This is a genomic window from Priestia sp. D51 (assembly GCF_053345675.1).
The window spans coordinates 1-13,042 of the sequence record NZ_JBLTIR010000007.1; the positions used below are offsets into that span (position 1 = coordinate 1).

Annotated in this window: 14 protein-coding genes, 1 tRNA gene and 1 rRNA gene; 13 read left to right on the forward strand and 3 right to left on the reverse strand. The window is 36.2% G+C overall.

Annotation, left to right across the window (positions count from 1 at the left end; translation table 11 throughout):
• Positions 1-11: 11 nt before the first annotated feature.
• The 8 genes from rrf (at position 12) to ACNHOZ_RS23010 (ending at position 6,915) form a co-directional block, all read left to right on the forward strand.
• Positions 12-127 (forward strand): 5S ribosomal RNA (rrf, locus tag ACNHOZ_RS22975).
• 11 nt (positions 128-138) lie between these two features.
• A tRNA-Met gene (locus ACNHOZ_RS22980) sits at positions 139-215 on the forward strand.
• 138 nt (positions 216-353) lie between these two features.
• Positions 354-959, forward strand: a complete 606-nt coding sequence (locus ACNHOZ_RS22985) for a hypothetical protein (protein ID WP_033580913.1) — start codon at positions 354-356, stop codon at positions 957-959.
• A gap of 584 nt (positions 960-1,543) precedes the next feature.
• Positions 1,544-2,041 carry a GNAT family N-acetyltransferase gene (locus tag ACNHOZ_RS22990; protein ID WP_048020709.1) on the forward strand — a complete coding sequence of 166 codons (498 nt, stop codon included), beginning with the start codon at positions 1,544-1,546 and terminating at the stop codon, positions 2,039-2,041.
• Positions 2,042-2,289: 248 nt separating this feature from the next.
• The gene (locus ACNHOZ_RS22995) at positions 2,290-4,062 is read left to right on the forward strand and encodes an extracellular catalytic domain type 1 short-chain-length polyhydroxyalkanoate depolymerase (RefSeq protein ID WP_048020707.1); all 1,773 of its coding nucleotides are present in this window, start codon (positions 2,290-2,292) and stop codon (positions 4,060-4,062) included.
• Positions 4,063-4,342: 280 nt separating this feature from the next.
• Entirely contained in the window at positions 4,343-5,587 is a 1,245-nt protein-coding gene (locus ACNHOZ_RS23000) for a LysM peptidoglycan-binding domain-containing protein (RefSeq protein WP_447697293.1), read from the forward strand.
• 208 nt (positions 5,588-5,795) lie between these two features.
• Positions 5,796-6,557 (forward strand): M15 family metallopeptidase, encoded by a 762-nt coding sequence (locus ACNHOZ_RS23005; protein WP_048020667.1) that lies wholly within the window; start codon positions 5,796-5,798, stop codon positions 6,555-6,557.
• Positions 6,558-6,786: 229 nt separating this feature from the next.
• Entirely contained in the window at positions 6,787-6,915 is a 129-nt protein-coding gene (locus ACNHOZ_RS23010) for a YjcZ family sporulation protein (RefSeq protein ID WP_013055210.1), read from the forward strand.
• A gap of 53 nt (positions 6,916-6,968) precedes the next feature.
• On the opposite strand, the gene ACNHOZ_RS23015 is transcribed toward ACNHOZ_RS23010, so the two are convergent.
• Together ACNHOZ_RS23015 and ACNHOZ_RS23020 are read right to left on the reverse strand one after the other, a co-directional pair.
• Positions 6,969-7,505 carry an SH3 domain-containing protein gene (locus tag ACNHOZ_RS23015; RefSeq protein ID WP_033580693.1) on the reverse strand — a complete coding sequence of 179 codons (537 nt, stop codon included), beginning with the start codon at positions 7,503-7,505 and terminating at the stop codon, positions 6,969-6,971.
• A gap of 161 nt (positions 7,506-7,666) precedes the next feature.
• Positions 7,667-7,840 carry a hypothetical protein gene (locus ACNHOZ_RS23020; protein WP_196299074.1) on the reverse strand — a complete coding sequence of 58 codons (174 nt, stop codon included), beginning with the start codon at positions 7,838-7,840 and terminating at the stop codon, positions 7,667-7,669.
• A 147-nt stretch (positions 7,841-7,987) separates the two neighbouring features.
• Between ACNHOZ_RS23020 and ACNHOZ_RS23025 the strand changes: the two genes are divergently transcribed.
• From ACNHOZ_RS23025 to ACNHOZ_RS23040, 4 genes are all read left to right on the forward strand, one after another.
• Positions 7,988-8,818 carry a GNAT family N-acetyltransferase gene (locus tag ACNHOZ_RS23025; protein WP_048020664.1) on the forward strand — a complete coding sequence of 277 codons (831 nt, stop codon included), beginning with the start codon at positions 7,988-7,990 and terminating at the stop codon, positions 8,816-8,818.
• A gap of 477 nt (positions 8,819-9,295) precedes the next feature.
• On the forward strand, positions 9,296-10,747 hold the full coding sequence (cls, locus tag ACNHOZ_RS23030) for a cardiolipin synthase (protein WP_028414357.1): 1,452 nt from the start codon (positions 9,296-9,298) through the stop codon (positions 10,745-10,747).
• 174 nt (positions 10,748-10,921) lie between these two features.
• The gene (locus ACNHOZ_RS23035; protein WP_048020659.1) at positions 10,922-11,413 is read left to right on the forward strand and encodes a general stress protein; all 492 of its coding nucleotides are present in this window, start codon (positions 10,922-10,924) and stop codon (positions 11,411-11,413) included.
• 75 nt (positions 11,414-11,488) lie between these two features.
• A complete protein-coding gene (locus ACNHOZ_RS23040) occupies positions 11,489-11,716 on the forward strand; it encodes a hypothetical protein (protein ID WP_028414355.1) in 228 nt (75 codons plus the stop codon).
• 232 nt (positions 11,717-11,948) lie between these two features.
• Here the strand turns inward: ACNHOZ_RS23040 and ACNHOZ_RS23045 are convergent, their stop codons facing one another.
• Positions 11,949-12,158 (reverse strand): alpha/beta-type small acid-soluble spore protein, encoded by a 210-nt coding sequence (locus ACNHOZ_RS23045; protein ID WP_016762907.1) that lies wholly within the window; start codon positions 12,156-12,158, stop codon positions 11,949-11,951.
• 266 nt (positions 12,159-12,424) lie between these two features.
• Here ACNHOZ_RS23045 and ACNHOZ_RS23050 point away from each other — a divergent pair, with 266 nt between their 5' ends.
• Entirely contained in the window at positions 12,425-12,919 is a 495-nt protein-coding gene (locus tag ACNHOZ_RS23050; RefSeq protein ID WP_230683432.1) for a carboxylesterase family protein, read from the forward strand.
• Positions 12,920-13,042 lie beyond the last annotated feature (123 nt).

Genomic DNA, 13,042 nt, shown 5'->3' on the forward strand with positions numbered 1-13,042 from the left:
GCAATCTCTTGTCTGGTGGCGATAGCGAAGAGGTCACACCCGTTCCCATACCGAACACGGAAGTTAAGCTCTTTAGCGCCAATGGTAGTTGGGACTTTGTCCCTGTGAGAGTAGGACGTTGCCAGGCATTTTTATTATCGCGGGGTGGAGCAGTTCGGTAGCTCGTCGGGCTCATAACCCGAAGGTCGCAGGTTCAAATCCTGTCCCCGCAACCAAATTATCTTTTATACATACTTGAATATATTATTACTATCCTTAGGCATAGCCTAAGGATTTTTTGTTTGGCTATATTTATAAACACTTGTTTAGGTTATGATATAAGATAGTGATGCAGATTAATCAGGAGGTTTTTTATGTTACAAAGTAATATTCAAACTTATATTGAAAAAGAAATGAACGTTCAAGGTCAATCTTTATCTCTATATCAAGAAGAAAAGGAATATGCGTTGCAAAAAGAGTTGGTGCCGCAAAACCTGATGATAGAAGAAAAAGAGGCATCTTCACGTTTTAAAGATTCTTATATCGAAAGAGTAGACAAAGAAACGGACGAGCTGATCGCAGAAGAATCTCCTCTTTCGTTTTTAGATACTCCTCTTTCTTACTTGAAAGAACACAGAAGTGAATTTCTATATGTAGAATCAAAATGGTTTGAATTTATTAAGCTTGATGGATGTTCTTTTGAAGTGGATGATGTGTTTGGCACATATAAAGTATTAACGGGGTTACATATGCAAAAAAAATTCGGTTCTGTACTAAAACAATTTTTTGCTAAAGAGCTTAATGACGGCCCAACAAGCGTCCAGCTTTTATTTAATGATAAAGATGGATTATGGGATGTGAATATTGAGTTAGATGCTATAAAAGAGTTTGATGAAAAAATGTCAATAGGTGAAGCTCTTGTTCTTACATATCGCTTTTTCTTTCATCTAGTGGAGTATGTAGAGAACGAAAAAGCTTAAAAATGATGATTACTTTTACTATAAAGATGCTGGGACAAAAGCAGTTTAGTTAGCGTTGAACACGAACTATCTATCAAAAATAGATAGTTCGTGTTTTTTAATGGTCATGGTGAACGTAGGTTTCAGTAGGAGGTGCTTCTAGCTGTTGGTTGGAGGGCAAGGCTCCATCGCCCGCTCGCGGAAAGCGAAGCCTTGCACGTAAAGCAACAGCGGCGGAACAAGCATCCCAGGTTATTTATCCGGGTTGTTCGTCTTTAGATTGCATTCATTTCGTTATGGCCCAATCTCTTTTTTGATAGGTGATACATAATGAATGCTAAGTGAAGCTGGAAATATATTTACATCTCTATGTTTTTATGGAATGATAAAGAGTATCTTTACATATATGACTGATATGGGTGAAGAACAACTATCAGGAATCTTTCTAGTTTTTTGAGAAAGCAGCCTACATATTAGCTGTTAATAGTACTCCGAGCAAGAAAGCTTCCGTAGGATGAAGTATAATATATACATACAGGAACTATTTTTAACTCTATAAAAAATGTCTGCTGACGTATGGGATTATAAATAAAGAGGGGATGTTCATGTTATTAAGAAAAATAAAGTCTGAAGAATTGGCAGAAGTCTATCAAATGGGATATGCGGCATGGCCTAAAGGCAGGACGTACAAAGAGTATGTTAGAGATAATCAAAAAGAAGAAACATATGGAATTCGGTATGTATATGTAAATGAAGAGAATCAAATTATTGGTTCATTTATTTTGCTTCTTTTACAAACTCCTCGATTAAAGTTTGCTTTGCATGGTATTGGGTCCGTTGTTGTTCATCAGCTTTATCAACGAATGGGCTATGGCCGAGATATGCTTGAAGACTTTTTTAAAAAGATGAAGATAGAGAAGCGCAGCGCTATTTTTATGCTTTATAGCGATATTCTTCCTGAATATTATCATCAGTTTGGGTTTAAGGAGCTCCCTTCTCATTTACAGCGTTATCCTCAATCCATTGCTATGGTAAATTGCAGCGAGTCACAATATGAATACTTAAGTAAGCAATCCATAGAAGACATACCGGTCTATTTTTAAAAGGTATGTCTTTTTTATAGTATTTATCGACACAATCGTTTACAATTTTATGTAAGCGTTTTCTTTATTTGGAGATGAATGTTTTTATTTGTCCTCATACCTGTAGGCAAATCGCGCAGTCAATATAAATTTTATTACATAAAACCTTGCTATCATCTTACTAGTAACTCTTATTCATTTCCATACCATACCGATATGTACGTTTGCTGCTAAGTATAACCATATCAATATAAGGAGGAAGCAGGAAGATGAAACGATTATTTATAGCAGGGATGATTTTTATGCTTTTTTTATCTTTAGGTGCTGTATCTTCTTCAGCCGCAGGAAGTTTTACCTCTAAAACATATAACGGAAGAACATACAAACTGTACGTACCTAGCAGTTATCAGGGAGGTGCTGCCTTACCTCTAGTAGTTATGCTACATGGCTGTACTCAAGACCCTGATCAATTTGCAGCAGGAACACAAATGAATGCACTGGCAGAAACAGAGAAGTTCTTTGTCCTCTATCCAGAACAGCCCTCTTCTGCTAATTCAAATAAGTGTTGGAACTGGTTTGATACTGCTCATCAATCAAGGGGAAGCGGTGAACCAGCGTTAATTGCTGGAATGGTTAATCAAATAAAAAGCAGTTATTCAATAGATGCCGACCAAGTCTTTGTTGGAGGGCTATCTGCTGGTGCAGCTATGAGTGTTATTATGGGAGCTACTTATCCAGACATATTTGCGGCTATCAGCGTTGGGGCGGGCTTAGAATATAAAGCAGCCACTAGTGTAACAGGTGCTTATACAGCAATGAGCAGTGGAGGTCCTAATCCTATCCAACAAGGAGATTTAGCCTATTCAGCCATGGGAGAGCATAAGCGAGTGGTTCCGGTTATTTTGTTTCATGGGACAGCTGACTACACTGTTGCCCCTATAAATGCGCATCAAATACTATCGCAATGGGCTCAAACAAATGATAGAGCGTCTGATGGACTGGATAATAACAATATTGATGATACGGCAGATCAAACTTTACCAGGTACAGTATCTGGTGGAAGAAGCTATACGCACTATATTTACAAAGATACAGCAGGAAAAACAGTAATGGAAAAGTACATGATAGAAGGAATGGGACATGCTTGGTCAGGGGGAAGTACATCCGGTTCTTATACAGATCCTAAAGGGCCAAATGCAACTAAATTAAGTTGGAACTTTTTTAAAAATCATCCGAAGAATGGTGACGCTCCTAATCCAGGAGATATATCCCCGCCGGTTACAGCTGCTTCACCAGCGGGAGGAACGTATGGAAGTTCTGTTTCTGTCACATTATCACCCAATGAACCTGCCACCACTTACTATACATTAGATGGAAGTACACCAACTGTTAATTCTCTAAAGTATTCTGAGCCTATTAGCATCAACTCTAGCAAAACAATAAAATTTTTTAGTGTAGACGCTGCGGGTAATCAAGAGGGAGTAAAGACGGAAGTTTATCAAATTTCTGGAACTTCAGAGAAATCCTCAGTATTTTCTTCGCTTGCTGCTGAAGATGGATTTATCGGAAATTTATCAGCTGACGGTATGAGTAGTTCCATTCATAAAATTGGGGATAAGGGAATGTACAATACCGACACATACCGAACCATTTTATCTTTTGATACAAGCTCTTTACCTGATGATGCAAGTATTACGGATGTATCTTTGAAAATTTATCGCAAATCTTCAACTGGTAATATTTCATCTTTGAAAGGCGATATTAAAAGCGGTGTATTTGGAACTAGCAGTGCTTTAGAACAAATAGATTACCAGGCCTCACCATCTATTTCAGCGGACTTCCAAATGTCAGTGCCTTCACTCGATAATGGATATACAACTATTCAACTTCCTTCCTCACTTTTGGGATATATGAATAGGAACGGCAAAACTCAGTTTCGCTTGTCAAGCTCAGGTTCAGCGGACTTTTTAAGTGACGTAGTTGAAATTTATGGGGGCGACAATCATGCATATGCTCCAACTTTAACTGTTTCATATAAGTAAAAAAACCTTCTAAAAGCAGTTAGCTTTTAGAAGGTTTTTTTTTGCTGATAAGTTACTTTTATCACCGAATACAACTCCAACTTTTTATAGAGTTTTCTTCAAATTTTGACATGATTTTGATGAAATTTAATCATTATTCAAAAATGAATTGTCAGAAATATTACAAGAAAATGTTTAAAATTAATTAAATCCGTAATAAAAGTAAAATATTCCTGTAATGGAAGTGAAATGAACAGGTGGTATCATTCAGTCATTGAGTAAATAAGGAGGTATTCGGAAAATGAAGAAATTTGTATTTACTCTAGGGACAACGGCAATTCTTTCAGCAGGATTTGTAGGTGCAGCATCTGCCTCTACAAGCGGAACGTATGAAGTGCAAAAAGGTGACACTTTATGGAAAATCGCTCAAAATCATAATGTGAGCGTAGACGAGCTAAAAGATGCTAATAACTTAACATCAACACTAATTTATCCAAATCAGACACTAAACTTATCTAGCATAAAAGAAATCGTACATACTGTAAAACGTGGTGACACTTTGTGGTCAATCGGTCAACATTATGGCGTAACAGTAGAAGAAATTAAAGAATGGAACGGTTTAACATCAGACTTAGTTTTCCCTGGAGAACAATTTAAAATTAAAGCGGCACAAGCAGCTCAATCTCAAACAGCTAGTGCGCCAGTAGCAAAGGCAGCTCCACAAGTGCAGCAGTCTCAAACGGCACAAGCTCAGCAAGAACAAGCAGCCCAAGAACAAACACAAAAAGAACAAGAGCAAGCTCAAGTAGCAGCACAAGAGCAAGCACAAAAAGAACAAGAGCAAGCTCAAGTAGCAGCACAAGAACAAGCACAAAAAGAACAAGAGCAAGCTCAAGTAGCAGCCCAAGAGCAAGCACAAAAAGAACAAGAGCAAGCTCAAGTAGCAGCACAAGAACAAGCACAAAAAGAACAAGAGCAAGCTCAAGTAGCAGCACAAGAACAAGCACAAAAAGAACAAGAGCAAGCTCAAGCAGCAGCACAAGCACAGGCAGCCCAAGAGCAAGCACAAAAAGAACAAGAGCAAGCTCAAGCAGCAGCACAAGCACAGGCAGCCCAAGAGCAGGCACAAAAAGAACAAGAGCAAGCTCAAGCAGCAGCCCAAGAGCAGGCACAAAAAGAACAAGCAGCTCAACAGCAACAACAACAAGCTCAACAGCAGTCTCAACAGCAACAGCAGTCTCAACAGCAAGCTAGCGGCAAGTCTATGACTGTTGAAGCAACAGCTTATACAGCTAACTGTGCTGGATGCAGTGGTACGACAGCTACTGGAGTAAATTTAAAATCAAATCCAAATCAACGAGTAATTGCGGTTGATCCTAGCGTTATTCCATTAGGTTCAAAAGTATACGTTGAAGGTTATGGTCAAGCTGTAGCGGCAGATACGGGTGGCGCAATTAAAGGAAATCGAATTGACGTATTCGTTTCTTCAGATAGTGCTGCACAAGACTGGGGCAGAAGATCAGTTAAAATTACAGTTATAGACTAATACTAGTATTATAGAATAGAAGTAAGAAGAGATGTCTTTTAGAAGACATCTCTTTTTTTATGCTTAAAATAAACGTTTGAAAAAAATAGGTCGGGGCATACTGAAATTTATAGTAGGAATTAGTTTGTTATATTAGTAATTATTTCTTAATTTATATACAATGTTTGAGTGTCTTAAAAAGCTTAAATTATGTCAGGAGTATAGAAATATGAAATTTTATAAAAAAATAGCATTACTAATAGTGCTGGGTGTGATCGCAGGATTCTCGTATCTAGGCTATCAGGGATTATTTCGGCACGACGATCATTTGAACACGTCTGATCATAATCCTTTATCTTCTTCTAAACAGAAGCAAAATAGCATAGAAGTTGTTGGGAACCCCGAATCCATTTCCGTGCTAGTAAATAAACAAAATCTTCTTCCTGATCACTATGAACCCGCTGACCTTGTATACCCGGACGTTCGGTTTATATTTAAAGAAAAAATTGAAAAGCGACAAATGCGTACAGAAGCAGCAAAAGCGTTAGAAAGAATGTTTTCAGCTGCTGAACGAGAAGGGATTTACCTAGCCGGTGTTTCCGCTTATCGTTCTCAAATTCGCCAGGAATCTCTTTATCAAGCGTACATAAAGCAAGATGGAGAAGCGGCAGCTAGTCATTATAGCGCCCATCCAGGCAGCAGTGAGCATCAGACTGGTTTAAGTATAGATGTATCAAGCAGCACAGGTAAGTGTGCGGCCCAAGATTGTTTTAAAGATACTCCTGAAGCCAAATGGATTGAAAGAAATTCATATAAATATGGATACATTGTTCGCTATCCAGAGGGAAAGCAGCAGATTACAGGTTATAAATATGAGCCGTGGCATATACGATTTGTCGGAAAAGAACTTGCCTCTAAAGTGTATAAAAAAGGAATTACGTTAGAAGAATATTATAATGACTACATGCAAGTTGATAATCCAGTTCAGTAAAAAAGAAGAGTTATATAAACTCTTCTTTTTTTGTATTGCTGGAATATACCCTTACTTTAAAAGTTGGAACGAGGGAAAGATGTAGAGATGAACCACGGGATGCTATATCCTATGCCTTACTAGTAAAAGAGTTAACGCTTATAAATTATAATGAATTTTGTGATAAAGAATACTCATGTTCGTTTTCATTTCCCTTCACATATTCTACAAAAAAGGGAGGTGAAAGAAAATGAGTTTTTACGGAGGTTATGGTTATGGTTATGGATACGGAGCAGGTCACGGAAGTAGCTTTGCGTTAATCGTTGTGCTATTTATTTTACTAATCATCATCGGTGCTTCATGGGCAGGGCACTATTAATAAGGTGTCCATAAATAAACTCCCTTGAAATAATTCAAGGGAGTTATCTATTTTTATCTATAACTAGGTAACTGTAAGTACGAAGTGCTTACATATCCTTTAAAGCCGTTGTATTCTACAAAAGCCCAATCAAATGAAAGCTTGTTATCTTTTGAGTAGCCCCAAGCTAAGAAGCTGACGCTTTTTCCTTTAGGAACAGTTGTTACAACTTTGTTGCTTGTGCTAGGCCCTGTGCGTAAATTAAGGTTAGCAGCTGTATGAACAGTAGTAGGGACTTTCATTAAATAGGAAGTACTGATATATCCGGTGCCGCCAATTATTTTAATGGCAGCCCAGTCTGCATTTACAAACTTGACTACTTCAATTTGATCTTTTTTTCTTAATGTATCAAGAATTTTTCCCTGAGTGCTAGGTTTTGAACGTATATTGAGTACGTTTGCTGTCACTTCATATACGCTGAACGGTGCGTTTATTTTTTCTGCTGCACTTGCTGTTTGCTCGTGAGTGAATGGCAGTGTTCCAGATAGAGATGAAAAAGTAAAGCCAGCTGCTAATGCAAAAACCGATATAGATTTTGTAATTGTCTTCATGCGAATATCCAACTCCTTAGTGAAATAGGTTATATCTTTTTCTATAACACTAAGAATAAAGAATACTTGTTTCTAAATTGTTACCAACATGCATCCTAGTTGTAAATTTACGAAAGGTCTGTAAAAAGGTTTATTTCACAGACCTTTTAATAGCGCTATTGTTACTCATCCTCGCGATCTTCCGTTGATTTATGAAAAGAAAAATATACAAAAATTGATAATACTGTCCCATAAATACTCCACAAAGCTAAAGCAAAAATAAATTCTTTCTGCAGGCAATAAATAATGGTTAAAGCAACTAGTGCAATAAAACTTATTAAAATGGTCTTTTTCATAAGCACCCCGCCTATTTAGTTTAATTACTCTATACGCTTTTTGATCGTGCTTTACCCTATAATTATTCGGTCATTGCGCTAAAGATGAAAGGAAAAAGTTAAACAAAGCCGAACTTATAATAAAAAGAGAGATGCAGGAGGATACGTATGTTAAAACAACATGTACTAGAAGATATACAAAAGCTACAGTCTATTTGCCAACAAGAAGAAAAAATAGAGCTGAAGCTGAATTTTGACATGTTACGAAGTCGAAAACAAAATGAAGTTAACGATTTTTTTTATTATGAAAATAATCAGCTTGTTGGATTTATTGGTCTTTATGGGTTTGGGAATACAGTAGAAATATGCGGAATGGTCGATCCTAGCTATCGCCGAAAAAAGATTTTTTCAAAGCTGTTTTCTCAAGCTTTACATATGTGTAAGAAGCGTGAGTATACAGAGATTTTATTAAATGCTCCTGGCGATTCGATTTCAGGCAGGGAGTTCTTAAAGAAGATTCCATGTTCATTTACTTTTTCAGAATATCAAATGAAGTGGGTGAAAAAAGAATTAGAAGATGATAATCCCTTTGTTACATTTCGCTCTTCCCTATTAGATACCGATATGAAAATGGAAATGCAAGTTGATATGGAATGCTTTGGTATGTCTTTAACAGAACCAGCTGCTTATTATGAGCAAATGAAAACGGAAGAACAGCAAAATCATTTTATCGTAGAGTACAATAGTCAGGCGGTTGGAAAGTTAAGGGTATCTTATGATAAAAGCGAAGCATGGATTTATGGATTTGGTATTTTACCTTCCTATCAAAAATTAGGAATAGGAAAGGCTGCTTTAAAACAAGTCGTTTTACAGCAGCATCAGCTAGGATATGATGTATTTCTTGAGGTTGAAGCAAAAAACAAACGCGCTTTGCAACTTTACGAAACATGCGGCTTCGATTCATATCACGTGCAGGATTATTACGTATACAGCTTGTAGATAAAAAACACGGAAATCTTAGATTTTCGTGTTTTTTATTTACATATTAGATGATATGTGCATTTTTGAGTAAATAATGAGAAAGTAGAGAAAAAGTGATATGCCCGTTGATAAAAACAGGGAAGGCCATACAAATAAGATCGGAGCACTGCAAGCAAGGATACACGTAAGAATACCTCCAATAAATGCTTTTCTAAATAATTGATAAGCCGTATACCCCAGGCTAATACTGACAAATACATTGATGAGGCTAAGAAAAATAAACGAAAAAAACAAATTATCTCCCTCCTTGTTTTTAATACACAATAAAAAGAAATATTTCACATTTTTAGTGTAGCAAAAAAGAAAAAACAATAAAATTTGGATCCTAAAGATGAAAAAGAAAGCCATCTGTGTTATGTATAGTAAAGTGAATGAGAACGTTAAAAAAGGGAATGAGTTAATAAAGTGATGTAGTAGAAAGAAAGGAGTAAAAGGATGGAATTTGCCCATATCTTTACACTAAGTGTATCTGTTGTAACAGCTATTAATATTTTATTAGCCGGTATTCTTATTTTCATTGAACGAAGAGATATAGGATCTACATGGGCGTGGCTTCTTATTTTATTTTTTATACCAATTGTCGGTTTTATTGTATATCTATTCTTTGGAAGACAGCTAAAACAGAAAAACTTTTATAAATTGTCATCTGATGAGCGGGAATATTTAAGATCTTCAGTGGAAGAGCAATTAAAAGAGCTTAAAGCGACCCATGAATATCGAAATGATTTATTAATCCAACATAATAAACTGCTGTTCACTAATTTAAATTCTTCTAAGTCACTTGTGCGCATCGACAACGAAATTGATATCTTCAGTGACGGTAATCAAAAATTTGAGGCATTGTTTGAGGATATTCGAAATGCTAAAAAAGAAATTAATATTCAATATTATATTATTCAACGAGATAATCTTGGGAAAAAATTAAGAGATGAGCTAACAAAAAAAGCAAAAGAAGGCATAAAGGTTCGCGTTCTTTATGATGAAGTAGGATCTAGAAAAATGACGCCATCATTCTTTAAGGAGCTTATTTCATATGGTGGCGAAGCACAGGCATTTTTCCCTTCAATTCTTCGCTTAATTAATTTTCGGATTAACAATCGAAATCATCGAAAGCTTTGTATTATCGATGGTGAAGTAGCATACATAGGAGGATTTAACGTAGGAGATGAATATTTAGGGTTAGATCCAAAAATGGGTTATTGGAGAGACACTCATTTTCGCATTAAAGGAGAGTCAGTGAACGATATTCAAGGGCGATTCATTTTAGATTGGCATCAAGCAACAAAGCAGCCAATTGAACTGGAACAATTTTTGCATCGTACAGAAACTCATTCTGGAACAGTTCCTGTACAAATTGTAGCAAGCGGTCCCAATTCGACTACCCAGCACCTGAAAAACATGTATATCTCATTGATTATGTCGGCCAAAGAAAGTGTATACCTTCAAACGCCTTACTTTATTCCTGACGCAAGCTTTATGGATGCTTGTAAAATTGCTTTATTATCTGGAGTAGAGATTCATATTATGATTCCAAACAAACCTGATCATCCTTTTGTTTATTGGGCTACGTGGTCTCATGTAGGGGAACTGCTGGCATACGGTGCGAATATTTATCTCTATGAAAAAGGCTTTTTGCATGCTAAAACGATTGTAGTAGATAATGAAGTGTCTTCTGTAGGAACGACGAATATCGATCCGCGAAGTTTCAGCCTTAATTTTGAAGTGAATGCAGTTGTATATGACCAACCTATTTCCAAAAAGTTGCAGAACCTGTTTCTTGAAGATGTGCAATGCAGTTCAAAATTAACGTTTGAACGATATAAAGAGCGCTCTCTTCTTATAAAATTTAAAGAAGCGGTATCTCGCTTACTGTCACCAATTTTATAATAAAAATCATTGATATCATGAAACAGACTTGAATTTTTAGATTCAGGTCTGTTGTTTTATTGGTTTCTCCTTGTAAGGAGAGCTAGAGATAAAGTTAAAAAGTTTTACCAAAAAATCCAAGGGTATTAATACTATAACAAGCTAAAAAATGATAATACCTAGGAGGAATAGAAAATGACAAAAAATGTAGTAGGTACGTATGATTCAGAAGAGGCCGTTATTACAGCGATTCGAAATTTAAAAACACAGGGATATCCGGACAGTGCACTTTCTGTTTTGACAAACAGTGGTCCGCATCATGAAAATACAGAAGTGATTGAGCGTTCTGCAGGAATCGATGTGCAAACAGTTGATACAGATCAACACTCAAAGCACCATCAATCCTTTATGGAGAAAATAAAAAATGCTTTTACTTCGTCTGAAGAAAAAATGGATCAAGATGTTAATCGAATCGAAAATCAATTAACCGAATATGGTGTACCTGCTGCGGAAGCTTCCTCGTATGTATCTGATCTTAAAAACGGAAAAGTTTTGCTGATGATAGACGCAGTTGAGCATGATAAACACAATTCAGCTCTAGGACAAACCGTGACACCTGCTGAAAAATCAGCTGAACCAATGAATGAAAAAATGTTATACGGCAATCACGAAAATAAAATAAGGTAATGTTGAAGGAACTAAATAAGATAATAAAAGACTGCGTTCTTAAATAAAAGCTAGTTAACGAAAGGAAGGGGACCGATGAGAAATCTAGAAAAAACGGAATATGAACTTGACTATTTAAAACAGCAGCAAGAAGTTAATCAAGAGCTCATCAAAGTTTCACAGTCTCTTGTCGCTACGTTAAAACAGTATGAAGAAGAACCGACCAATACAGAAGTGTTAGCTGTAATCGCTGATTTAGAAGGTCAGCAAGAACAGCTCAAAGCAAAGACCGAAAAGATATCTGAAGAGCTTGCACATTTATAAAGTGAGATAAAAGAAGTTCCTATAAAAGGAACTTCTTTTTATGTTTTATTATACACAGTCTATTGTGAGAGAAAGAGAATCTTATATAACCGGATGTGAACGTTATGGGGGTAGTGATTTTGTTTTAGATACATATAGATGAGAAGGAACGCGATAAGACATTATATAAAAATGGGAAAAAGGAAGAACGGTCATTCGCTCTTCCTCCAGCCGTATTGCTTATGATAGTGATTTAGAAACGTCCGCCGCCAAGTTGCTGTTCAGCCATTTGCACAAGGCGTTTTGTGATTTCTCCGCCTACTGAGCCGTTTGCGCGTGCAGTTGTGTCAGGACCAAGAGTTACGCCAAATTCGCTAGCGATCTCATACTTCATTTGATCGATTGCTTGTTGAGCACCGTGTACTGCTAATTCGTTGCTGCTCTTATTTCTGCTGTTTGCCATCATAATCAACTCCTTTTATAAGGTTAAGATTATGATTTGATTAATAGATAGTTTTTATACATAAAATAAAAAAATTTTTTCAAGGACTTATAGAATATGCTTATTGGAATATAGTTACGAAGTTTTCCACTAGGTAACGGAAAATAATTATGTGTAGAAAGAGAGAGAGGTCACGTAAAATAGAACACAATTAAGTAAACGGTTACATATTATTCGAAATAGAATGAGAATTTTAATATTCCTATTCTATTTATAAAGAATCACTGATGGCACTAATTCAAGAATATGTTGCTAAAAATCCTGATATTGATCCCAATAGAATCTATATCGGAGGAGCATCTAACGGCGGATATATGACTTTGCTTATGATTCGTGATTATCCAAACTATTTTGCAGCAGCATTTCCAGTATGTGAAGGACTAAATGATAGATTAATTACGGATCAAGATCTTGAAAAGATGAAAGAAACGCCTATTTGGTTCGTAGCCGCTAAAAATGATACGGTTCTTCCACCAACGATTAACACTCTTCCAACTTATGAACGTTTGGTGAAAAGCCATGCAAATAATGCTTATTTATCACTATTTGAAGATGTGCATGACACCACGGGTTTATACAAAAATAATGATGGTTCGCCCTATCAGTATAACGGGCATTCATCTTGGATATATCTGTATAATAATGAACCCAACGCTAAAATAAATGGAGCTACAACAACCATAATGGAATGGATGAGCAAGCAATCGTTGAACAACAATTAATCATTTATAAAAAAGCTGTTTCAAGTAGAGCAGCTTTTTTTATGTCTCTTTTAAAGCTAAAGCATATATCTAAAATAAACGATTGAATACTTTCGTGATAAAATAAGGAAAGAGATCACGAAG

What these genes read in the sequence shown, in the direction of transcription:
- ACNHOZ_RS23040 (WP_028414355.1), top strand. Translation starts at nt 11,489, where the DNA reads ATGAGAAATCTAGAAAAAACGGAATATGAACTTGACTATTTAAAACAG.
- cls (WP_028414357.1), top strand. Translation starts at nt 9,296, where the DNA reads ATGGAATTTGCCCATATCTTTACACTAAGTGTATCTGTTGTAACAGCT.
- ACNHOZ_RS23000 (WP_447697293.1), top strand. Translation starts at nt 4,343, where the DNA reads ATGAAGAAATTTGTATTTACTCTAGGGACAACGGCAATTCTTTCAGCA.
- ACNHOZ_RS23045 (WP_016762907.1), bottom strand. Translation starts at nt 12,158, where the DNA reads ATGGCAAACAGCAGAAATAAGAGCAGCAACGAATTAGCAGTACACGGT.
- ACNHOZ_RS22990 (WP_048020709.1), top strand. Translation starts at nt 1,544, where the DNA reads ATGTTATTAAGAAAAATAAAGTCTGAAGAATTGGCAGAAGTCTATCAA.
- ACNHOZ_RS23020 (WP_196299074.1), bottom strand. Translation starts at nt 7,840, where the DNA reads ATGAAAAAGACCATTTTAATAAGTTTTATTGCACTAGTTGCTTTAACC.
- ACNHOZ_RS22995 (WP_048020707.1), top strand. Translation starts at nt 2,290, where the DNA reads ATGAAACGATTATTTATAGCAGGGATGATTTTTATGCTTTTTTTATCT.
- ACNHOZ_RS23035 (WP_048020659.1), top strand. Translation starts at nt 10,922, where the DNA reads ATGACAAAAAATGTAGTAGGTACGTATGATTCAGAAGAGGCCGTTATT.
- ACNHOZ_RS23015 (WP_033580693.1), bottom strand. Translation starts at nt 7,505, where the DNA reads ATGAAGACAATTACAAAATCTATATCGGTTTTTGCATTAGCAGCTGGC.
- ACNHOZ_RS23025 (WP_048020664.1), top strand. Translation starts at nt 7,988, where the DNA reads ATGTTAAAACAACATGTACTAGAAGATATACAAAAGCTACAGTCTATT.
- ACNHOZ_RS22985 (WP_033580913.1), top strand. Translation starts at nt 354, where the DNA reads ATGTTACAAAGTAATATTCAAACTTATATTGAAAAAGAAATGAACGTT.
- ACNHOZ_RS23010 (WP_013055210.1), top strand. Translation starts at nt 6,787, where the DNA reads ATGAGTTTTTACGGAGGTTATGGTTATGGTTATGGATACGGAGCAGGT.
- ACNHOZ_RS23050 (WP_230683432.1), top strand. Translation starts at nt 12,425, where the DNA reads ATGGCACTAATTCAAGAATATGTTGCTAAAAATCCTGATATTGATCCC.
- ACNHOZ_RS23005 (WP_048020667.1), top strand. Translation starts at nt 5,796, where the DNA reads ATGAAATTTTATAAAAAAATAGCATTACTAATAGTGCTGGGTGTGATC.